This window comes from Butyricimonas sp., from assembly GCF_019423355.1.
GTDB lineage: Bacteria > Bacteroidota > Bacteroidia > Bacteroidales > Marinifilaceae > Butyricimonas > Butyricimonas faecihominis.
In genome coordinates, this window is the sequence record NZ_JAHZBP010000003.1 from 253,799 (window position 1) to 276,597 (window position 22,799).

Annotated in this window: 15 protein-coding genes, 1 pseudogene and 2 riboswitches; of the genes and pseudogenes, 4 read left to right on the forward strand and 12 right to left on the reverse strand. The window is 49.8% G+C overall.

What is annotated here, in order from left to right; translation table 11 throughout:
• Positions 1–3: 3 nt before the first annotated feature.
• Positions 4–1,050 (forward strand): iron chelate uptake ABC transporter family permease subunit, encoded by a 1,047-nt coding sequence (locus QVC79_RS06055; RefSeq protein WP_270594273.1) that lies wholly within the window; start codon positions 4–6, stop codon positions 1,048–1,050.
• Positions 1,051–1,163: 113 nt separating this feature from the next.
• Positions 1,164–2,162 (forward strand): annotated as a pseudogene (locus QVC79_RS06060) (ABC transporter ATP-binding protein); the annotation flags it as partial.
• 215 nt (positions 2,163–2,377) lie between these two features.
• Here QVC79_RS06060 and QVC79_RS06065 read toward each other — a convergent pair.
• From QVC79_RS06065 to QVC79_RS06110, 10 genes are all read right to left on the reverse strand, one after another.
• Complete coding sequence (locus QVC79_RS06065; protein ID WP_124318440.1) at positions 2,378–2,593, reverse strand: hypothetical protein; 216 nt, start codon at positions 2,591–2,593, stop codon at positions 2,378–2,380.
• Positions 2,594–2,662: 69 nt separating this feature from the next.
• Positions 2,663–3,343, reverse strand: coding sequence for a hypothetical protein (locus tag QVC79_RS06070; RefSeq protein ID WP_270594268.1), 681 nt, complete (start codon positions 3,341–3,343; stop codon positions 2,663–2,665).
• A gap of 216 nt (positions 3,344–3,559) precedes the next feature.
• Positions 3,560–5,350, reverse strand: a complete 1,791-nt coding sequence (cbiD, locus tag QVC79_RS06075; protein WP_270594267.1) for a cobalt-precorrin-5B (C(1))-methyltransferase CbiD — start codon at positions 5,348–5,350, stop codon at positions 3,560–3,562.
• A 293-nt stretch (positions 5,351–5,643) separates the two neighbouring features.
• The gene (gene cobM, locus QVC79_RS06080) at positions 5,644–7,464 is read right to left on the reverse strand and encodes a precorrin-4 C(11)-methyltransferase (RefSeq protein WP_270594266.1); all 1,821 of its coding nucleotides are present in this window, start codon (positions 7,462–7,464) and stop codon (positions 5,644–5,646) included.
• Between the two features lie 4 nt (positions 7,465–7,468).
• The gene (gene cbiE / locus QVC79_RS06085) at positions 7,469–8,653 is read right to left on the reverse strand and encodes a precorrin-6y C5,15-methyltransferase (decarboxylating) subunit CbiE (protein WP_270594264.1); all 1,185 of its coding nucleotides are present in this window, start codon (positions 8,651–8,653) and stop codon (positions 7,469–7,471) included.
• A 118-nt stretch (positions 8,654–8,771) separates the two neighbouring features.
• Positions 8,772–9,188, reverse strand: a complete 417-nt coding sequence (locus QVC79_RS06090; RefSeq protein ID WP_270594263.1) for an endonuclease domain-containing protein — start codon at positions 9,186–9,188, stop codon at positions 8,772–8,774.
• A 121-nt stretch (positions 9,189–9,309) separates the two neighbouring features.
• Positions 9,310–10,716, reverse strand: coding sequence for a precorrin-3B C(17)-methyltransferase (gene cobJ / locus QVC79_RS06095; RefSeq protein WP_270594262.1), 1,407 nt, complete (start codon positions 10,714–10,716; stop codon positions 9,310–9,312).
• A gap of 308 nt (positions 10,717–11,024) precedes the next feature.
• The gene (locus QVC79_RS06100) at positions 11,025–12,518 is read right to left on the reverse strand and encodes a PepSY domain-containing protein (protein WP_270594261.1); all 1,494 of its coding nucleotides are present in this window, start codon (positions 12,516–12,518) and stop codon (positions 11,025–11,027) included.
• 7 nt (positions 12,519–12,525) lie between these two features.
• Positions 12,526–13,452 carry a sirohydrochlorin cobaltochelatase gene (locus QVC79_RS06105; RefSeq protein WP_270594260.1) on the reverse strand — a complete coding sequence of 309 codons (927 nt, stop codon included), beginning with the start codon at positions 13,450–13,452 and terminating at the stop codon, positions 12,526–12,528.
• Positions 13,453–13,461: 9 nt separating this feature from the next.
• Positions 13,462–15,702 (reverse strand): TonB-dependent receptor, encoded by a 2,241-nt coding sequence (locus QVC79_RS06110; RefSeq protein WP_270594258.1) that lies wholly within the window; start codon positions 15,700–15,702, stop codon positions 13,462–13,464.
• Between the two features lie 56 nt (positions 15,703–15,758).
• Positions 15,759–15,967, reverse strand: a riboswitch (cobalamin riboswitch).
• A 44-nt stretch (positions 15,968–16,011) separates the two neighbouring features.
• A riboswitch (cobalamin riboswitch) is annotated at positions 16,012–16,213 on the forward strand.
• Between the two features lie 107 nt (positions 16,214–16,320).
• Between QVC79_RS06110 and QVC79_RS06115 the strand changes: the two genes are divergently transcribed.
• Positions 16,321–18,678: a TonB-dependent receptor gene (locus QVC79_RS06115; protein ID WP_270594256.1), complete on the forward strand. Its 2,358-nt coding sequence runs from the start codon at positions 16,321–16,323 to the stop codon at positions 18,676–18,678.
• Between the two features lie 251 nt (positions 18,679–18,929).
• A complete protein-coding gene (locus QVC79_RS06120; RefSeq protein ID WP_270594255.1) occupies positions 18,930–20,147 on the forward strand; it encodes a C1 family peptidase in 1,218 nt (405 codons plus the stop codon).
• Between the two features lie 197 nt (positions 20,148–20,344).
• Here the strand turns inward: QVC79_RS06120 and QVC79_RS06125 are convergent, their stop codons facing one another.
• Positions 20,345–21,355 carry a histidine kinase gene (locus QVC79_RS06125; protein WP_124316575.1) on the reverse strand — a complete coding sequence of 337 codons (1,011 nt, stop codon included), beginning with the start codon at positions 21,353–21,355 and terminating at the stop codon, positions 20,345–20,347.
• A 2-nt stretch (positions 21,356–21,357) separates the two neighbouring features.
• A complete protein-coding gene (locus tag QVC79_RS06130; RefSeq protein ID WP_270594253.1) occupies positions 21,358–22,797 on the reverse strand; it encodes an MBOAT family O-acyltransferase in 1,440 nt (479 codons plus the stop codon).
• Between the last annotated feature and the right edge of the window lie 2 nt (positions 22,798–22,799).

The following is a 22,799-nucleotide window of genomic DNA, read 5'->3' on the forward strand; positions in this document are numbered from 1 at the left end:
CCGATGAAGAGAGGTAAGTACACGATACTCGTTTTTGCGATCACGATTTCCATTCTCGTGTTCTTGTTGTTAAACTTGTTGCTGGGTTCAGTGGCCATCCCGTTTCGTGCGGTTTGGAATATCTTGACGGGAGGCGAGGGAGATCCGGTGGCATGGCAGAATATTATATTGAAATCCCGTCTTCCCCAAGCGTTGACCGCTTTGGTGGCGGGTGCGGGACTTTCGATAAGCGGTTTGCAGATGCAGACGATTTTCCGCAACCCGTTAGCGGGGCCGTCCGTGTTGGGTATCAGCTCGGGGGCAAGTCTCGGCGTGGCGTTCGTGGTGTTACTTTCCGGTCAACTGGGTGGGGTGGCATTAAGTCGTCTCGGTTTTATCGGGGAGGTAGCCCTGTCGATTGCGGCTATCGTGGGAGCCTTGTCGGTGATGGGGCTGATCGTGCTGGCATCCCGGAAAGTGGCGGGGAGCGTGACATTGTTGATTATCGGGGTTATGATCGGGTATATCGCTAACGCGGTGATCGGGGTGTTGAAGTTTTTTAGCGTGGAAGAGGATATTAAGGCTTACGTGATCTGGGGATTGGGGAGCTTTGCCCGGGTTTCGGGTAACCAGATGATGCTGTTCGTGACGATCATGGCCGTGATTATCCCGTTATCGTTTTTGCTGATCAAGCCGTTGAATTTGCTGATGTTGGGTGATGGTTATGCCCGTAATCTGGGGTTGAATATCAACCGGGCCCGGGTGTGGGTGATTACCTGTGCGGGGGTGTTGACGGCAATCGTGACGGCGTATTGCGGGCCGATTATTTTCCTTGGGTTGGCGGTGCCTCACTTGTGCCGGGCCATTTTCCAGACATCCGATCACCGGATGCTGATGCCGGCCTCGATGCTTGTCGGGGCATCGCTGGCGTTGCTCTGCAACTTGATTGCCCGCTTGCCGGGATTCGAGGGTGCGTTACCCGTGAATTCCGTGACGGCATTGGTGGGGGCGCCCGTGGTAGCGTCGGTGTTGTTTAGGAAGAGGAAAAGGCGGGATGCGGTGGAGTTTTAGGGATTCAGTGATTTCGTGATTTATGATTTTAGATTTACAACTACCCCCACCAGTTCCCCCTTGCACAGGGGGAGTTAGAGGGGGTAATTAATATGTTTTCAGTTATAACAAATATGAAACAGGCAACCATTCAATTAAGGAATCTGGCGATCGGGTACAAGGGAAAGAACGACACGAAGGTGGTGGCGAGCGATATTTGCACGGCGATTAATGGCGGGGAGCTAACCTGTTTGTTAGGGGCGAACGGGGTGGGTAAATCCACCTTGTTGCGCACGCTATCCGCTTTTCAACCCAAGCTGGAAGGGAAGATTGACATTATGGGGCGGGAGATTGGCACGTATTCCGACAAGGAGTTGTCCCGCACGATCGGCGTGGTGCTGACGGAGAAATGCGATGTCCGGAACATGACGGCCCGGGAGCTGATCGAGATGGGGCGCAGTCCTTACACGGGTTTTTGGGGTACGTTGCACGGGGAGGATCGGGAGATTGTCGAACGATCAATTGCTCTCGTGAAGATCGAAAATCTGGCGGATCGTATGGTTCACACGTTAAGTGATGGCGAACGACAAAAAGTGATGATTGCCAAAGCGTTGGCACAGCAAACGCCCGTGATTTTCCTTGACGAGCCGACGGCATTCCTTGATTTCCCAAGTAAGGTGGAAATCATGCAGTTACTTCACCAGTTGACCCGGGAGACCGGAAAAACGATATTCCTTTCGACCCATGATTTGGAGCTAGCCTTGCAGATCGCCGACAAAATCTGGCTCATGGATCGCCAACACGGCATCACGATCGGCACGCCAGAGGATTTGGCTCTTGAGGGACATTTGAGCGGTTTCTTCGCTCGCAAAGGAATTGTTTTCGACATGGAAACCGGATTGTTTCGCGTGGAAAACCAGTATTCATCCCAAGTGCGGTTAGTGGGCCACGGTCAGAAATACGCCATGGTGCGTAAGGCGTTACAGCGTAACGGCATCTTGGCAAACCGGAACGTGGAATCGAGCGTGTGGGTAGAAACGGGAGATTTAACAACTTCCGGTTTCCGGATCTGCCGGGAAGGGGAAAACGTGATTGAAGTGGGGACAATCGAGGAACTACTGGAACAATTGAAAATTGAAAATGAAAAAGACTACCCCCTTTGGCTCCCCCTTGCACAGGGGGAGAAACGAACGCAAGAAAGCGCCTCAATGTTTCAATGTAGCATGTCCTCCCCCTGTGCAAGGGGGAGTTAGAGGGGGTAGTTGGAAAGATTGGAGCTAAAAGATAAAAACTAAAAACTAAAAGATAAAAGTTGAAAATCTAGAAGGGTGATTTCGTGGGTGGAAATCTAAAATGAATAAACCTGTAACTTGCTGAGGGCAAAAAAATAAGGCAGATCCTTATTCAGATCCGCCTTATTTCTTTTGCGGTTATACACTTTCTTGGATTTGTGTACCCGGTTGATGTTCACCGGGTGGAGATGTTCTCGGATCTCCTCGTCCCGCCGGGCTTTTCTCATGGCTTTGAGGTAGTCGGCCCGGGTAATTTTAAACTTGCTTTTCATGCTTCAATTGTTTTAACGTGTTTCCAGTCACGTGTTTTTCAAGTACAAAGATAGCATTTATTTTCGGGATTATTCCGTGTCGGGAAGTGTGATCGCTTTATCCTCGGAAAAGGCCGTGTTATCTGTGCGTGCAAAGAATGGGTGGATACATACTTCACCGTCGTCATCGCGAAGGATGATTTCGCATTTCCCGTCTCTACGGGTAGCCCCGGTTTCTTTTTCGAGCGTGAAAGTGTCGCGGTAATCTGCATAGAATATACCTACCATCATGCGGTCTGTCGGGGCTGCGGAGGGTTCATCCCGCGGATCGTCCCACGTGATGGAGACAAGCGTACCGTTCCGTGTCGCTCGTAGGTTGAGGGGGAGGGCGAGAGGGCCAAGACTGACTTGAAAACCTTCCATATCAAGAATTTTCCCCTTTTCGTCTAGGTATTTATAGTTGGTTGATTGTATCAGGTTATCATCGGTCATCCCTCGTTGGGCTGCGGCAATCTTCCAGACGGGTAGATCCCCGAATCTCTTGCGAATGAAGGCGAACATATAGCGAGCAAAGGTGAATTTGGTGTTATTTTTCCTTTGTTTCGGTGTTCGATCAGGGATAATGTTGCCGTTCTCGTCTTTTCTTATCTTTTTCTTGAGAGTAATGCGCTTACTCGGGCAGGCTTGTAACTTGCCAAGCCTGTAATAATAGGTGATGCCTCCCACTCGGAAGCGTTTTTTCGGGGTTAACGAGGTGCCTTCTACTTGCATGATGATGTTTTTAGTGTTTTCGTGCGTGATTCGGAGATTCTTAAACTATTCACTTACTTCCCTCCGGTCCTTCGCTAATGTAAAAATAATCATTTAATTTGATATAAACAATACTTATACTGTATAAGTAGTATATGAATAGTAGAAGAGCAGTAGAAGAGCAGTAGATAAACTAAAGAGAGGCCAAAGAAGAGCCAGCGAAGGATTGGCGAAGAGCTATCGTTGGCTATGTTCGGGAACTAGCATAATATCTAGACTGGCGTGTGGAAGTAGTGGACGGCAGACGGCGAGACAGCGATCAACAAGTAGGGCGAAAAAGGCCGGTGTGTCGGCAAAAAGTTCCCAAAGTTCACGGGCAAGGGTTATTCCGGCGATGCGGGCAACGCTTTCCGGGGAGCAGTGGCTTTCACGGGCGAGGGTGGCGATGAAGTCCCGGTTCATGATGACGTTGCGGCTATGCGTGTCCAGATGTCCCTCGGCGAGCTTGACGGCTTTACCGATCATGATGCCCATCGTGAGGTGGGTGATGCCTTCCTCTTCGGCAAGACGGAGGGTATCTCCGATATAGTTGCCGTAATGTACGAAGGCTTGCGGTGGGAGGTGGGGAAAGCGGGAGCGGAGGTAATTTTCGCTCTTGGCTCCGGAGTTGATAACGAGTTCCGTGCATCCAAGGGCCCGGGCAACTTGTATCTCTTTGCGTATGGAGTTGACAAAAGCCTCGGAGGAGAAGGGACGGACGATGCCGGAAGTACCGATAATAGAGATTCCCCCGGTAATACCGAGTTTGGGATTGAAGGTTTTTTGAGCGAGTTCGCTACCTCCGGGTACGGAGATGCGGACGGACACGCCGGACAACGTACCATGAGTGTGGAGCAACCGTTCGATCTCACCGGTGATCATGCGGCGGGGTGTCGGGTTGATGGCGGGATCGCCAACGGGTATGCCGATGCCGGGAAGGGTGACCGTACCGACACCTTCGCCGGGCAGGAATCGTACTCCGGGAATGTCTGTGAGAGAGACGGTGGAAAGAATGGTGTAGCCGTTCGTGACATCCGGGTCGTCTCCGGCATCCTTGGTAACTCCGCAGGTGCAACTATCCTTGGTGAAAGTACACGAACTGACGGGGAGGGTTACTGTTTCTCCATCGGGAAGGGTAATTGCGGCGGAGTGTTGTGGAATTCGTGAAAGAAGGCCTTCGAGGGCAGCACGGGTGGCGGCGGTGGCACACGAGCCGGTGGTGAACCCGCTACGGAGAGGGTAAAAACCGGGAAGGAGGCGTTCCACGCGGTAGCGCAAGCCATGTTCACCGTTCACGACGTAGAAACTGTCGGGGAGCGGCGGACGGCGAATGACGATGACCGGGATGCCCAGTTGCCGGGCTGCGGTGATTTTTTCCTCGTAGTACCCGGATTCACCGCTTTCTTTGGTAAGGATAGCCCCGGGACGTAGCTGGCGGAACAGGGTTAGTTCGTCCTGTCCCTCCTGCCAGAAAAGGAGGTTTTCTGCGGGAAATCCTGCCCGGTGGGCGATCTCCCGGGAGTCATCCCGGTCGAGGACACGGAAATGGCAGGGATGTTTTTCCCAGTAACGTTGTAGTTTGGTTATGGTCTGGACCCCGGAAAGGGCCAACAGATCATGTATTTCGTGAGATTCGAGGTAATCAATGGCGTCATCGAAGGTGTCACACCACACGAGCGATTCGTCTCGTGGCGGATAACGACGTTCGAGGCGTATGACGGGCAGATCCAGTTGTTCGGAAACGGCAGCCACGGTGGTGTGGAGCAAAGAGGCGAAGGGATGGGCGGCGTCGATGATGAGGCATATGTCGTGTGTCGAGCAAAATTCCATCATGGCGTCATGATCCATGCCTCCCGCTACCCGGGTCCCATGTTTACATTCGATTTGCTGGGCATTGCCACGGGTGGAGTAGTAGTAGGGACTACCTGCCTCATCGAGTACTTTTACCGCTGTTCTTCCTTCTGTTGTTCCTCCGAAAATGAGAATCATGACGTTTTAATTTTAGATTTAAGATTCCAGCCACGCAAGGCCTTGCTAATTTTAGATTTTAAATTTTAGATTCCAACCGGGATTCGCCTTTGGCGAGTTACAGGTTTCTTTTACTTTTATCTTTTAGTTTTTATCTTTAACCTTTTCGACTACCCTCTCTAGCTCCCCCTTACACAGGGGGAGGATGCGCTACATTGAAACATTGATACGATTTCTTGCGTTCGTTTCTCCCCCTGTGCAAGGGGGAGCCAGAGGGGGTAGTTTTTTCATTTTCAATTTTCAATTCTCCATTTTCAATTTCTAAACAGGTGTTTGAACTGGTGTGAATAGAGTTTTGACAGGCCTTGTCGGTTGTCGATGGCGTCACCCACGACGATCATGGTGGTGAGGGTGAGATTATTCTCTTTCACGATCTTCGCCAAGTCTTGCAATTCTCCCCGGTATATCCGCTCGTCTTTCCACGTGAGATGGTAGCAGGCGGCGACGGGGGTGGTTGGCGGGTAGTGTTGCATCAGTTCGGATTGCACTTGATCAACGATAGAGGCACTGAGAAAGATGCACATCGTGCTTTGCGAACGGGCCAGCAGGTGGAGTTTCTCTTTTTCCGGCATCGGGGTACGCCCTTCTCCGCGGGTAAGAATGATTGTCTGCACTTTTTCGGGGATGGTGAACTGTGACTGCAAGGCCGCTGCCGCTGCAAGGAAAGAGGATATACCCGGTGTGATGTGGTAATCCATGCCGTATTCGTCAAAGAAAGCCATCTGTTCCTGAATGGCTCCGTAGATGCAGGGGTCCCCGGTGTGCAGGCGCACGATAAAGAGGCCCCGGTCATAGAATTCTTTCATGAGAGCGAATTGTTCTTCAAGGGTCATGTCGGCAGAACTGCGCACGGTGGCACCGGGTTTGGCGTAGTACGTGAGTTCCACGGGGACAAGACTGCCGGCGTAGAGGATGAGGTCGGCTTGTTCAAGGAAGTGCTTGCCTTTAACGGAGATCAGTTCCGGATCTCCGGGGCCGGCCCCGACGATCTCGATGAATCCCCGGCGTTCGACAGTACGATTCATGGCAACGGCAAAAGTAAAGTCATTGCCCTCACTGAGTTTACCTTTCTGTTTTTCAAGGAGCAGACGGGTATTCCCGGTAGATTTCAGGGCGGCGGCCTCGGCGACGCTGGGGGAAGAAGTTACTTCACATACTTTCTCCGAGGGGTTGGGAACGGAGATGTTCCGGAGTTCGTCGGGCGAGTACGAGTCCATTGAAAGTATTAAACTGTGAGTAAGAAGGTCGACAACAGGTTCATCCTTTTTGATGTCAATCGTCGCGAGGTTCGTGAGACTGGTCGGGGAGATTCCCGCCTCGATAAGACGTGCGGTGATGTATTCCCGTACACCCGACGGGTCACAGTTTTCCCGACACCCAAAACCGAGGGAAAGCACGTGTGGGCGATAGTAGAGGGTTGGGATAACGACGGGGTAGATGAAGGGGCTGACGATGAGCAGGGCCTCGTAACGATTCTGGTCTATTTTCTGAAAGGAGTTGTAAATGTCGACGTGAGGCGGTGCGGTACGTTCGAGGTTCCGGGTTCCGCTATCTTGGATGTCTAGGAGTAGGGCCACGGGACGGCGGTTGACGAACTTGTAGATGATTTCATTTATCGGCCCGACGGGTTCCGGGATCCATCCCTCGAACCTTTCGTGAATGGTGTCGAGGGCCCAGAGGTCGTTGTTGTCGCTTTGGGTGGTGATGACGGGGACGGCTCCGAGTATGGCAGCGAGCCGACGAGTAAGGGCATTGGCCCCACCGACGTGACCGGAGAGGACAGAAATGGCGTTCCTACCCATGGAGTCGATGCAGACGACGGCGGGGTCCGTGTACTTGGATTGCGTGCAAGGGGCGATGGCCCGGACACAGATGCCGAGAGCGCCGATAAAGACGAGACCTTCGTAGCGGGTAAAGTTGGTGGCGATGAAGGCCGGGATGGAGTCGATGGAGGTACAGGGATTTGCCTCTCCTTCGCCTGCGTAGAATAGTTCTGTTCCGGGAAGTTCCCGGTGTATGGTAAGGGCTGGTGCCAGTCCTTGACGGGAGGCTATGATGATGGCTATTTTTTTCATGGGATTATATTTTTTGTGCTTTCATGATTAATATGGGGTTGTGGTCGTCGATGGCCACGTGTTGGGTGCTGACGAGAGTGAAGCCGTGTTGTTTGACGGTTTCGGCGAATAATTCCTGACTTTGCTTAGAGACGGAATTGAAGACGATAATTCCGTCCGGGAGCAGGTGTTCGCTGACTTTCCGGACGATTTGATCCATGTGGCCGCCGTGGCCGCCGATGAATACGGCGTCGGGGGCGGGAAGGTCGTCTAGTTCAGCCTGCAGGAAGTCTCCGATGCGGGTGATGATGCCGGGCGTCCCGAAACGGGCAGCGTTGAGTTCCATGAGGCGCTTGCCCTCGGGGCGTTGCTCGAAAGCCACGACGTGCAGGTGAGGGAACTGGAGTTTCGCCTCGATGGAGACGGAACCCGTGCAGAACCCGATGTCCCACAGGGTTTGATGGCGACGAAGATCCAGTTGTGCCAGCGTGAGCAGGCGGATCGGTGCTTTCGTGATCATGTTGACACGTCCGTCGAGCAGTTCGAAGTCGCTTTCGGGAATGCCGAAATGCCGCTGACGCTCGTACGTGCGGTAGAGAATGAGGCAGTTCGGGTGGCGGAAGGTGAGGGCCGTGGCATCATCGGGAATGAGGACACGGACGGTTTCGGTGTCACTACCGAGAGCTTCACCGACGTACATGATGTAGTTGTCATACCCGTAACGGAGCATACGTTCGGCGATGGTGGTCGGCGTGTGTTCCCGGTCGGTAAGCACGCCGATTTTCTCCTGTCCCTCGATGAGTGCCCGGTCGAACTCGTGCCACGGTCTCCCGGTGAGGGAAACGACGTGCATATCATGGTAGGGGAGCAGGAGGCGGTGAGCCAGTGTCTGCAAGGAGTTGAACGTGGGAATCAGGGTGATCTTGGCATCGGGGAGACGTTTGAGTACGGTGTTGGCGAAACCGAAAAAGAGTGGGTCCCCGGAGGCGAAAACAACGATGTCCGGGTGGTTCTCGTATTGGCGGAACACCTCGTCCAGCGGGACGGTGATGTCGATCCAGAGGTGGGCCTCCGGCAGGTTGTCACGCATGATCTCGTGGTGCCTTTTCCCCCCGGAAAAAACGTGATGGGTGGCGATGGCCGCCCGGGCCTGTTCCGGTAATTCGGGATGATCCTTGTCATCTATACCGATGATTGTGAAGTTATTCATTTTAGATTTAATAATTTTAGATTTAACTCTCTCCCGGTTCCGCCGTACTCCCTCTATAAACAGAGGGAGAGTTGGATTACTCACCATCTTCGGGAATGGTTACCAGCTCCTCCTCTGTTTATAGAGGAGGTGGCAGCGTAGCTGACGGAGGAGTTTGTTGCGTTCCTTCAGCCAGTGCTATCCTTATCGTTTCGAGTATATTTTCCGGTTGTTCAAAAATTAGCTTGTTTTCAAAACGGAGAGTACGGATTCCATGTTTTTGCCAAAGAGATTCTGTCCGGCGTTCATCACTATATCCGCCATCGGGACTGAAATGACTTGCCCCGTCTAGTTCAATGCAAAGTCGGGCCGCCGGGCAATAGAAATCGAGAATATAGGTTTCGATACTAAATTGTCTACGCCATCTTAAATTATTTATTTGTCGTCCCTTGAAGAATTTCCAAAGAGTCGCTTCCGCTGGTGTTCCGTGCTGGCGTAGTTCCCTACGAATGTCCCGTTGTTTTTTCGTGTTGTGGGTAATTTTTGGGTTTGTCATGGTTTATCTTTTATGTTGAACTCCCTCCCCCTTCGGGTACTCCCTCTATAAACAGAGGGAGAGCTGGGTTACTCACTGGCTTCGGGAAATTTTCAATTTTCAATTCTCCATTTTCAATTCCTCAAAGGTCTCTTCCCGGTCGTAGCTGTGCGGCGTCATCGAAACAAAGGATGGCGTTGACGAGGGTGGCGGCGAGGTTACTACCTCCCTTGCGGCCCTCGATGACGAGCTTGGGTAGACGGGTGAAAGATTTCAGCATATGTTTAGATTCCCGAACGTTGACAAAACCGACGGGCGCACCGATAACACCGATCGGATGGGCCTTATCCTGGCGCATGAGCTTGCATAGTTCCATGAGGGCCGTGGGGGCATTACCGAAAACGTAGAGTGCTTCGGGATGTTCTTCCACGGCAAGGCGTATGCCGGCTTGCGTGCGGGTGATTTTGAGACGGGATGCCATTTCTGCCACGCGAGGATCGTCGAGGTAGCATTTGACTTCAATGCCGAGGCGTTCGAGGGCTCCCTTGCGGATTCCGGAGGCTGCCATGGTGACGTCGGTTACTATCATGCGAACCTTGCCATCGTGCAGGGCAGTATGGAGTGTTTCCACGGCGTCATTGTCGGTGTAGAGAATGTTCTCCATGTCGAAGTCTGCAGTGGTGTGGATGGCGTGTAACAACGCCCATTTACGGCCGAGGGGGATGTTTTTGTCCCTTAATTCGGATTCGATGGTGCGGAAACTGCGCATCATGATTTCCTGTCCGATACCGACGTTTTCGGTAGATTGTTCCCGGTAGTAACCGCGGGGAGTGATGATCTTGTCATTCCACGTGTAGGACTGAGAGTTGCCGATGATTACAATCGTGAACATATCGATCTCTTCCGGGTTGAAATCATGTAGAGTCGTGATCTTAATTTCTTGTTCTTCACGTCCGGCTTGGCGGATGTAGCCGACAGGGGTTTCCGGTTTGCGGTATTTGAGAAATAGTTCTTTCAGGCGATAGAGTTGCCAGTAGCGTCCCTCGCTTTTGGGGTTGTAGACGGCCGTCACGAAATCGGCAGATGCGGCGGCTTCTATGCGACGCTCGATCTTTTCCCACGGGGTCATGAGGTCGGAGAGGGAGATGATGCAAAAGTCATGCCCGATAGGGGCTCCCAGTAATGCGGCTCCTTTCTGGAAGGCGCTGATCCCGGGAAGAATTTCTACCTCAACATCACTCGCTTTATCCCGTTTCATTTCAAGAACGAGGGGTGCCATCCCGTATATTCCGGCATCTCCGGAGCTGACAACGCAGACGGTGCGTCCCTGTTCGGCATACTCGAAGGCAAGGGCTGCCCGGTCTTTCTCTTTTTTCATCCCGGTATCGATGCACTCCGTTTCGGGGCGGACGATGGATCGGATGAAGTTAAAGTAATATTTGTAACCCACCACGACGTCCGATTGCATGATGGCTGTCCGTACGGCTGGGGTAATGTCTTCCTCACTACCCGGCCCAATGCCGGCGACATATATTTTTCCGTGTTTCATAAATAAAGACGTTATTTCGAGCAAAGTTACGATTTAGTTTGTAAAGTTTATAAGGTTTGTAAAGTTTATAAAGTGACGGGAGTCCTTCGGACGGAGTTTTGGGCTGTCCAAGAAGTCATTTTATATCAAAAAACTCCTCCGTCACTTCGTGCCACCTCCTCTATAAACAGAGGAGGAGCTGGTGACTTTCCCTGAAGACAGGGAGTATTTCAACTCTCCCTCTGTTTATAGAGGGAGTACCCCGAAGGGGGGAGGGAGTTTGAAAAATGACTTTTGGGACAGCCCAGAAAAGGTACCTGCGGGGGACACTACTTTATGAACCTTATAAACTTTACGAACTTTATAAACCTGTTTTTGAGGTATTTCACCGAAAGTACGATTCCCGTGAAGGAGACAACAGCACCGCCAAGGAGAAGGGTCCAAATGACCACGGTCCATAGTGCGGGGCGCTCGACGAGAAATTTGATGTCAAGGGTGTGAAGACCACGGTAAAGCCAGCGTTTCCAGCGTCCGTTGGTGTCGTAGTGAACGGGACGGAAAGATTCAAGGTTATAGTAATAACAGTCCTTCGCCTTGTTGTCGAACGTGACCTTGTAGACAGGGAGCGGTAGAGGACGACGACGGGATATATAGTAGTTGTCGTACTCGTTCATCTTGGTGATGGAGTAGGTGGTTGAGTCCCCGGCGAGGCGTTTGACGGCAGCGAGGATCATCTCTTCCGTGATGCGGAAAGGACGAATCGTGTCAGTGGAGGCGTCCAAGGTCACTTCCTTGCTGACCGTGCGGAGACGATAGAGGGGAATACCTTGGTAGTGGGTCCACTCGATGGTTTTGACAGGATCATCCGGAGTAGCGGTGAGGGCAATGGCTTTTCGATAGTCCAAGGCATAGTCGGTAGGTGACGGGGCTTGTCTTTCAGCCGGGCTTTGGCGGAATCCGCGGGAGTCCTGTTTGCCGAAGAGCCACGAGGGAAGCGGGGCCATGGACATATAGCCGCTCAGAATCCACGTGAAGACAAATATACCGAAAAAGAAACCCGTGATGTGGTGCCATTTGAACCACCGTTTCTTGTACGGAGAGCGGAGAAAGCCTTTCCGGCGAGCGAGCCAGTAGGAACGTATGCCGAGAACGAATCCGGTAAAACACATGAACATTCCGAGATAACATGCCCAGTACATGAATTGTGTCCATAAGTTCTGGTTTCCTCGGATAACGGTGAAATACACCCAATGGGGAATGGCCCCGAACCATGCCCAGAAACGATTGTCGGAATCGGTAAACTGCAGGATATTGGCGGTTCGGGAAGAGACGTAAAGCTGGTACTTTTCCGGACCGTCGAAATAGAATTTGTAGATGGGAAATTCCCGCTTGTAGTGGGCGAGGGGTATCCACTGGTCGAGGGTGCGTAAGGTATCCATCCGGGTAATCTTTCGGTCGGCACACCAGCGAGCAGCCCGATTTTCACAGAGTGCGTAGTTAATAACGGGAGCCACGACATTCGTGTCCGCGTATAACTCAACGCTTTGGCGTCCCCCTCCTATACTGAATACGGGATCTCCATAAGGGTTGTTCAGAGAGAGTCCGTGGGTTGGCGTTTTGGCCGGGAGGCGGAGTAACACGTCTTGGATGGCGGGCAAGCCATTCGTATCAAGAATTTCCGCACGAGTGAACCGATCTTCTTGGCTTACACGGGGAAAGGAGTGGTAGATCATCACGATTCCGGATATGAACCATGAAAAGCACAGGATACAGAGAACTAACCCCAGTATCCGGTGGATATGGATAAACAATTTGGTTAACATGGGCGGGTTAGTCTATATCGTCTGTTTTCTCGTATTTCTTTTTCTTCACGGTGATGTCTTCCCGTTGGTGTTTGGTGGCGAATTTCACGTGTTGGATGAAAAGTTCCTGTATGGCGGGATATTCTCCCAGTCCTTTGAGCAGGACGTTTACTTTATAGCCTTTCTTTTCCAGTTCGTCTTTCCAGTCCCCGGCGATGTCATTCTTGGCATGATCTCCGGCCACGAACATGAAGGGTATCAAGGTCACTTCTTTTGCCTTATTCGCTTCGAGTTCGCGGATTACATCATCCATCGTGGGGTAACCTTCGATCGTTCCCACGTGGTAGTTCTTGTGTCCTTGGGCTTTCATCACGTAGTCGAGCATCCCGTAGGTTGAGTTTGCCGGGTGGTAGGTCCCGTGGCATACGAAGACGCAATCCCCTTTTTCCTTGTCCTTGATTGATGCGGCAATCGCTTTTACCACGGCTTGGTAATCCTCGGGAGAATGAAGAAGAGCTGTCCCTAAGCGAATGTCTTTGAATTTCGTTTGGTATGATGCAACTTCTTTTTGCAGGGCTTCCATTTCAATTCCTTCGATGATGTTCGTGGGTTGAAGGATCAAGTGGGTATAACCGTCGGCAATCAGTTTGTTCATGGCTTCCGTCGGGTTGGGTTTGGTCATTCCTTTTTCTTTCAGGCGGCGCATGATCATGCGGGAAGTGTAGGCTTCACGGACTTCCACTCCGGGGAATGTTTGTGACACTTTTTTGTTAATGGCCTCGATGGTCAAGGCTCGGGTGTCATCGTGAGTTGTACCGAAGTGAACCATGAGAATGGCTACTTTGTCATTAGGACCGAGAGTCTTGAATATATCGGAATGTTTGAAACCGTCGCCACCGTGGGCGAATGTAAAGATGCTTGTCAATAAGAATAGGGCTGTAAATATGTTTTTCATGGTGTTTGTTTATTTGGTGAAACGAATAACGAGACTGGCAAATAGTGTGCGTCCGGGGTTTAGCGTGGCATAGTTTACCCCGCTGGGACGATCGTCCGTCCAGTCAAAGATGTTGTCAATCCCGGCGTTGATTTCGAACAGGAAGTTACCCACGGGAGCGAAGGTGTGGGTGGTCGCCAAGTTCCAGAGCTGGTACTTGGGGGCGCTGACGTCGGTGTAAATGTCTTTCCCGGTTGTTTTGTCCGTGGTCTTTTTGTAGATGTATTTTGAACCTTGCATTCTCCCGTTGATGTTGGCCCGTAGTTTGTACTTGTTCCATTCATGGCTCCACCCGGCCCGGAAGGTTGCCGCGTGGCGTACCGATTCGCTCAGGCGGCGTCCGGAATCATCGGCGGCATACACGCAGTTGTAGGATCCGGCGGCAGAAAACCCGGCACCCAAGTAGCTATTGATCGTGACATCGAAGCCTTTGATACTGGCTTTGTCGAGGTTGTGGTACACGTTCCGGGTTTTTATCCCGTTCGCTTTATCCTCGTCGGTAACCCCAACGTCGTATTTCTCGATGATGTCTTTCACGTCGTTGATGTACCCGTTGACAGAGACATTCAGATATTTCCCGGCATATTCCACGTTGATGTTGTAGTAGTTTGCTTTTTCCGGTTTCAGGTCTGGGTTCCCGATGGTGATAGCCCCGCGGGCTTCGTAATCGTAATATAGTTCTTGTATGCTGGGGGTTTTAAAACCGGCGGCGTAGGATGTTCTGAAATTGAAGGAGCCGAGGGTGTACATCAAGGCTATTTTCGGGGTAAAGCGGTTCTTAAACATCTCGTTGTACACGTAGCGGAATCCCGGCAAAATTTGCAGGTTTTTCCAGAGGCGAATCTCGTCTTGTGCGTACAGGGCCAGCGTGTAGATCTCTTCTGGTTCTTCGAGGTTTCCGGGGTTTTTCATGTAGTCGTTCGTGTACTCGGTGCCTGCGGAGATTTTGTTGTATGAGCCGAGTTTAAACACGCCTTTCAGGTTCCCGTTGTAGTATTTTTGGCGTTTCGTCAATTCCTCGTCCCCCACGCGGAAGGTCGTGTCTTTTTTACTGACCTGTGCCACGGTGTACAGTTTGTTGTATTCGTAGTTGTCCATGTAGAGGTCCAGCGCGATGTAATCGGTGGAGTTTAGCTGGTAGCGTCCGCCCACGCCGATGTTGTAGTCCATGTAGGTTAGGTCATAGGTGTAGCCCCCGTCATCTTTTTTCTCCTGCACGGGACGGTTTACTTCCCGGTCAAAATACCCCCCTTGGGCGTACAGGCTTAGGCTTTTCACCGGGGCGTAGGTGAAGCGTTGATTGACAATGTTGGAATGGAACTTGCTGGAAGCTTCTCTTCTCGTGAGTATGGCTGTGTCCCCGTCAATCTCGTAAGGGCTTAATTGCCAGCCTCCCATCTGTCTCCTTTGGTAGGAGGTGGAAGAGGTGAATTTACCAAAGTGTAGGTCTACGCTGGCATTTTGCGAGAAGCTGGATTCTCCCCCGAAACGGGTCTTGGATTGCACGCTGATCGGGTCTTTCGGTTGTTCCGTGATGATGTTGATTACCCCGGCAATAGCGTCGGAACCATAGAGTGCGGATGCCGCTCCTTTCAGTATTTCGATACGCTTGACCCGGCTCATGTCAATACGGGAGAGGTCGGTGTTGTTGGACACGTCCCCGGCCACTTTTTTGCCGTCGACAAGGATGAGGATGTATTTGTTGCTCATGCCGTTCAGCGTGAAGTAGGAACCCATGACGGTGGGACGTATGTTGAATGAAGGATTCAGTAACAGGAGGGCATCTTCGAAGGAGTTCACGCCCGCACTTTTCAAGTCAGTACCGCTGATGACCTCGATGGGTACGGGAGAATCTTTCAAACGGCGGTGTGTTCCCGTTCCCGTGACGACAACTTGATTCAGGTTTACCGGGGTGGCCGTGAGCCGGAATAGAATGTCGTTTTTGTTGCTGTTGACTTTTATCGAGGCAACTTCGTAGCCTGAATAGCTTGCCCGTAGCGTGTACGTGCCATCCGGAATATTTTCCAGAATGAACTCCCCTTTGTTGTTGGTGGCAATCCCTATGCTTGTTCCGACCAGACGAACGTTTGCACCGATGAGGGCTTTTCCACTCTTTGCATCTGTGACTTTTCCTTTTAATGTGATCTCTGCAAACGAGGTACTTACCAAGGCTAACATGAATATCATGCCTAGCATTACAATTCTCTTCATTAGATGATGATGTTTTAAATGTTTATAATAGTATTCCTGACCCCGAGAATACGCTATTACCTATGTTTGTCTTGGCAGGTCTCCTGACTACGCCTAAGAAAAATACCTTCCCATCCGTGTGGACAGTGGTGTAAGAATCTTTCTTTGAATCTCCTTATCCGGAGAAACGGGCATCACAGTAGCGGGCACTGTTCCGGATTCTAACCGGCTTCCCTCTTGTGTGTTAATTGGGCATCAACACATCACCTAAGACGAGACAAATGTATATAATTTTTTATAAAAGGTTGTTGCCGGATGAAAAAAATGTATTACTTTCGCACCAAGTTTTGGTGCGGAACCTTCGGTCATGGAGGTAACGCTTAATAGGGAACCCGGTGTGAATCCGGGACTGTACCCGCAGCTGTAAGTTCCTTTACAAGGGATTTTGTACTTCAAATGTCACTGGTTATAAACTGGGAAGGCAACAAAATCCGGAACAAGTCAGAAGACCTGCCGAACAAGATAAACCATAGCTTTCGGGAAAAAAAGCGAGAGGGAAAAAGACGGATTTTACCTTAGACTCATGTTGCCCAAAAGACTATGTTAATAATGCTTTATTCATTATTAATATATAGTTGTATGAAAAAAGTTGTTGTATTAGCATTGTTGCTGTTTGTGTGTGTCGGTTCGCTTCTCGCTCAAGAGAACGACAAGCGAAAGAAAAAGAGTATCACGGATTCTTTATTCCGTATCGATCAGGTGGATGTGATGCAGAAAAAGAAGAGGATTGATTTGTTGGGATTGGATGTGCCTTTACGTTTCGTTCCGATAACGGTGAGCAAGTTGTCTAGTCAGATGCTTGACCGGAAAGGGATTGTCGATCTGATGGATGCCGTTAAGTTTTTGCCGGGGATTGTAGCGAAAGACAAGCAATACGGGCAATTCCAACAGTTTTCCATTCGCGGACAGGGGAGTGCGGTTGTTATGATTGACGGGATTCGCGATGAGCGGACGTTGAAGAATAACGTACCTTACGGGGATTTGGCTGCCGTGGAGTCTATCGAGTTATTGAAGGGTCCCGCTGCTATTTTGGCCGGACATTCGGCTATGGGTGGCGTGTTGAATATCGTGCGCAAGAAAGCATCTCCCGATTTCTCGGCCAACGCTCGTATCAGTTATGGTAGCTGGGATGAGAGACGAGCTACTCTTGGTTTCGGGGGAAAACTTGTGGGACCTCTCGAATATCGTGCCAATATCAATTATTCAACGGGTGACGGATGGCGTGAGGTGAATGCAAATCGTTTTTCCGTGTATGGTGTTTTGGGAGCTGATTTAGGAAAGTGGGGACGTATTGATGTGACCGGTAGTTATGCCGATGATGATTACACGACCGAGATCGGGGCTGCACCCGTTATGCCCGGTGATATGTTCTACGTGGACGGAGACAAACCGTACGCGCTGAAGGGGGATCGTCACCCGGAGGCGGATTACCGCGAGGTTTATAATGACTTTGCCAATAATTACATGAAACGGAAAGTATGGGATATGTCTGTGTCATACGTTTACCAGATCACGGATTGGATGAAGTTGAAAGAACGTTTTTCCTATTTCCACAGTGATTTGGATTATCATTGTATTGAGGGGCTTTCTTACCGCACTTCCAAAGACCCGATATACAAATGGTATTATAAAAAGTCAGAGACCGAGAAGATTTATGTTGACTTGGATACGGTTCAACGGGGAAATGCTGCCCGTCAGAACCCGTTGAATTTTAACCCGGACCATAAAAACGTGAATAACACGATCGAGTTGACCGGGAAGTTCGAGACAGGTTCCGTGTTGCATAACTACACGTTGGGATGGACGTACAATTGTTTTGATTTCGCCCAGTATAACGGTTATGGAGATGACGATTTGTGGGGGCCCGGTTTGGATGCACTTTTGCCTGTGCGGGATCCGCATATCGTGCAGGGGTGGTGGGACACGAAAGTTTCAGCCGTTTCCCTGCGCACGGAGAGAACGCATGGAATTTATTTGCATGACGTGATCGAATTTAATGATAAGTGGAAAATGATGGCATCCGGGCGTGTGGATTTGTATAGCCGGAAAACATCAAGTGCCACGATTGATGACGGGAAACAGAAATATGAAACGAAGAACAGGAAAGAATGGAAAGAGGTGGAGACCTCGGCATTCACGTATCGAGTGGGTGTCGTGTATTTTCCCATGCCTGAATTGTCATTCTACGGTTCTATTTCTTCTTATTTCAATCCTGTAACCACGACATATAGTCCTACCGTGATGTATTTGGACCGCAAGGGTAACGAGTTCAATCCTGACGAGGATGGGGGCGAAGTGTTCAAGCCGGAAAAGGGGTATTCCACGGAAGTCGGTGTACGTTACACCTTGAACGAGATGGTGGATATAAACGCAAGCGTGTTTTATATTCGTAAGTATAATATCGTGAAGAGTCTGGGAGACACGACGGTATTGGTGGATGGCGTGGCCACGGAGAAGAGTATCCGGGGACAAGTCGGAAGAGCCGACTCGCGAGGTTTTGACATTGAGGTGGTTGTTCGTCCGTTACCGACTTTACAAGTTACGGGAGGTCTCGGTTGGTCGGACTATCGTTTGCGGGAAATTGCCGAGAGCGGACGTTTCTCTAAATATAAGGAACAGAATAAAAATGTTCGTGCCACGGGAGTTCCTCGTACGACATTTTACGCTTATGCCGATTACACGATACCACGCGGGGTGTTAAAGAATTTGTCATTCCATTTAAGTGGGAATTTCAAGGATAAGGTGTTCCGGAATATAGATAACCGGTTGTACGATCCGGCCTTGTGGTTGATGGATGCGGGTATTTTCTACACGATCAAGAATCACGTAACACTGGCATTGAACATTAACAACTTGTTTGACAAGGAATATTTTGAGCGGACCACGATCATGGCAAAGCCCCGGAATTATCAGGCATCGGTTTCCTATACTTTTTAATTAAAGAAAGGGAATTTGAAAGAAGTCAAGGATAGGGGTGTCGAAAAAGTCATTTTTAAATAACTACCCCCACTAACTCCCCCTTACACAGGGGGAGTTAGTGGGGGTAGTTTGTAGATACTGGATAAGACTTTTGGGACAGCCCTTTTTTGTTATTGGCTAACGTAAATATATTCAGCTTGTCAGCTTGTTTTGCGGTTCTTTTTATACTTTTGCAGGCAGACAATTAAATCACAATCAATATAAAAGATATGAAGAGAACAGCATTTATTTTATTCGCCTTCGTTTTCGGAGGGTACATGATGGCCCATGCGCAGCAGAATACGACGGCACAGGACACGACAAAGCCTGTAGGCTACCAGTTTACTGATATCAAGAGATTGCCCGCTACCTCCGTGAAGGATCAGTATCGTGCCGGAACTTGTTGGTCATGGTCAACGTCCTCTTTCCTAGAGTCGGAAATGATGCGAATGGGGAAAGATTCGGTGAATTTGTCGGCCATGTATTTCGTGAAACACGCTTATTCGGATAAGGCGGATAAATATGTTCGCTTGCACGGGGTGTTGAATTTTGCGGTGGGAGGAGCCTCTTCGGATGTGACGAATATGGCAAAGAAATATGGGATTGTGCCTCTTGAGGTGTATCAAGGATTGAATTACGGGGAACCGAGTCATGTTTTCGGAGAGATTGATGCTGTTTTGAAAGCTTACGTGCAGGCGGTAGTGGAAAATAACAACAAGCGGTTGAGTACGGCGTGGAAACGGGGATTCGATGCTATTCTGGATACTTATCTCGGACCGGAGCCGGAGAAGTTTGAATATCAAGGAAAAGAATATACACCGCAGACTTTCGCTAAAGAGGTGGTTGGTTTAAACATGGATGACTATGTGAATTTAACCTCTTTCACGCACCATCCTTTCTACACGGAGTTCGCTATTGAGGTTGAGGATAACTGGTCTTGGGATAAGGCTTATAATCTTCCGTTGGAAGAGTTGGTGCAAGTGATGGATTATGCTATTGATAATGGTTATACTTTCGTCTGGGGTGCTGACGTGAGCGAGAAAGGATTTGCTACGAAGGATGCAGGGGTTGCCGTGATCCCCGCAACGGACACGAAGGAGATGAGCGGTGCGGAAATTGCTAAATGGGAAAAGTTGCCGAAGGGACAGCAGATGATGGATGCTTTCAAGCAAGGTCCGGCTCCCGAAAAGACGATCACGCAGGAGATGAGACAGGAAGAGTTCGATCGTTACCTGACAACTGACGATCACGGAATGCATATCATTGGTAAAGCAAAAGATCAGAACGGAACTCCTTATTTCATCGTGAAGAATTCTTGGAATAAGTATAACAAATTCGGAGGGTATTTCTACGCATCTTATCCTTATATGGCTTTGAAGACAATGGATATTATGGTTCACAAGAATGCTATCCCGAAGGCGATAAGGAAGAAATTGGGAATCAATTAATTTTAAATTTAATAATTTTAGATTTTAGATTCCAGCCGCACAAGGCTGACGCTTTAACTACCCCCTTCGGCTCCCCCTTGCACAGGGGGAGAGACGGACGCAAGAAATCGTATTAATGTTTCAATGTCGCGCATCCTCCCTCTGTGTAAGGGGGAGTTAGAGGGGGTAGTCGGAAATTTAAAATCTAAAATTTAAAATTAGCGAGTTGTTTTGTGCGTGGCATACACGCTGTCCAGTAGTTGGCGTCCGAGACAGGGGCGATAGTGCGAGCCTTCGTAGTAGTTCCGGATGTTATTTGTGTATTTGTTGATGCCGGAAAAGTCATAAACGTTTTCAGCTCCGAATATTTCTTTCAATTGCTTCACGTCCGCCGGGTTCAGACGTATTTGTTTGTATTCCGGGCTAATGATGATTTTGTACTTCGTGTGGTGATTTTGGAATACTTTTGCGATTTCCGATAACAGTTTGATTTGTGGTTTCATTAATACCGGAGGGTGAACCCGGTCTTCCCCGGGACGGGGACGGAATCTCTTTTTATGTTTTTCCCAGTAATGGTCACCGAGTTGTTCTATTTCGTGTTCCCGCGGGTTCCACAAGTCGTTTGTGACAACATTGCGGATGTTTTTGTCGGGATTCACGATTCCTCTCATGTAATTGCGGTAGCGTCGGCATACCCGGTAATCCATGTAGGGAACCAGAAATTTCGGGTTGAAGAATTCTTGTGTGAACTGGGATTGGAATTTGAATTTATTCATCCCGCTGACTTCCGGGGGAAGTAGGTGCATGTAGCCCGTGGATAACTGATATTCTCGTAATAGGGTGGCATCGACGATGAGCAGAACATTTGCAATATGTTCCTCTTCCTTGTCAAGAGCCATCACTTTCCGGTGTACGGCAGCCAATCGTTCAGCCGTCCCGTACAAGCGTATAGCCTTACTCCCGTTGAGGTATTTTTCCCAGTCGGAGGTCAGAAATGCCATCGTACAGGAATTTCCTAGGATGAAGGAATCGAAGTGCAGGGAATCCCGGTAATTCTTGTATGTCTTCCAACCGATGTAATCTTCGTTCAGGAAGATCGGATCATTGTCATATTTTTTGTATTCCCGCAGAACCTTGAAGGGATCATCGTAAAAATAGAACCCAGCGAGGACAAAAAAGGGAACGAGAAAAAGCACGCATTTTATTATAAATCCTTTGAAAGTTCTCATGGCTAAAACTGTAAATAAATGAAATCTTCAGATCCGAATTGTCCGAATAGGAACATGAGTAGTACGAGCAGGTAGTAGACCCCCCAACGTATGATTCTGTGGCGTTCGCTCAAGGCTTGCAATAGGTCCCGTTTCGACATAAAGTATTCGTATAGGAAAAGCACTACGACGGCAACCCCGGCAACGATACATTCTTGGTCGGTCATCCCTAGTCGCAGTTCTTTAATCGAGGTGTGCAGGTTGAAGGAGAGGTGACTGATCATGTATCCGGCATCGGATAGCGAGGGCAGACGGAAAAATAGCAGGGAGAACGCAAAGAGCAGGTAGGTCCGGAGGATAGAGTAAACCCCGAACACGTGTTTCCCCACGCTTGTTTCCACTTTATTCCGGTAGGCCACGGTCACCATCTCGTAGCTGATGATAAGTCCTTGGATTAACCCGTATATCACATAGTTCCAACCAGCCCCGTGCCACACGCCGAGTAACACGAAGGTTACCACAAGAGCGTAGACGATGCCCCACTGTCCCCAATATCGTTTACTTGCCGCGATGGGTTGGTAAAGGTAATCCCTGACCCAGAAGGAGAGGGACATATGCCAGCGGCGCCAAAAGTCGGTGATTGTCTTTGCCACGAACGGACGGTTAAAATTGGGTGACAGGCGATAGCCGAACATCATGGCTCCACCGATGGCCATATCCGTGTAACCGGAAAAATCGGCGTAAAGCTCGATCGGGTACAATAACCCGGCGAGTAATAGCTGTGCCCCGGAAGCATCTTGTACGGAGGCAAATATACTATCCAGATGCGGAGCCAGTCGGTCGGCAATCAGGACTTTTTTCATCAAACCGATCAGCATGAGTTTCAGACCGTAGGTAACCGTGTCGTAGTCGAAACGTTTCTCGATTTTCAACTGCGGGAGCATATCGAAGGCCCGTTCGATCGGTCCGGAAAGGAATTTCATGAAAAATAGCATATAGAGCATGAAGTCCGGTAGTGAGCGTTCAGGTTCTTCCTCTTCCCAGTAGACATCAATAAGATAGCCGAGTGCTTGGAAGGTATAGAACGAGATTCCCAACGGGAAGAAAACAGAGGTGATGGCTCCTTTCCAGTCCACGCCGAACCAACCGAGTAGCACGGCGATGTTTTCCCCGATGAAATTGAGGTACTTGAATGCCACGAGGAACAGGACGAGAAAGACGATTCCCCCGACGAAGACTCTCCGGCGTTTGTTTTCCTGTTCCTGCATCCCGATCCAGCGCCCCCAGTAGAAGGTTATTGCCGCAATGAGTGCGGCTATCAGTAGGTATGCGATGTTGAAATAACCGACAAAGATGCAACTGGTTAGTAACAGGACCGGTTTCTGGTAGCTGCCTTTTACCGTGTAATATAGGATCAGGCAACAAGTAAACAGAATGACAAACGGTAGAGAGAGAAACATCATAG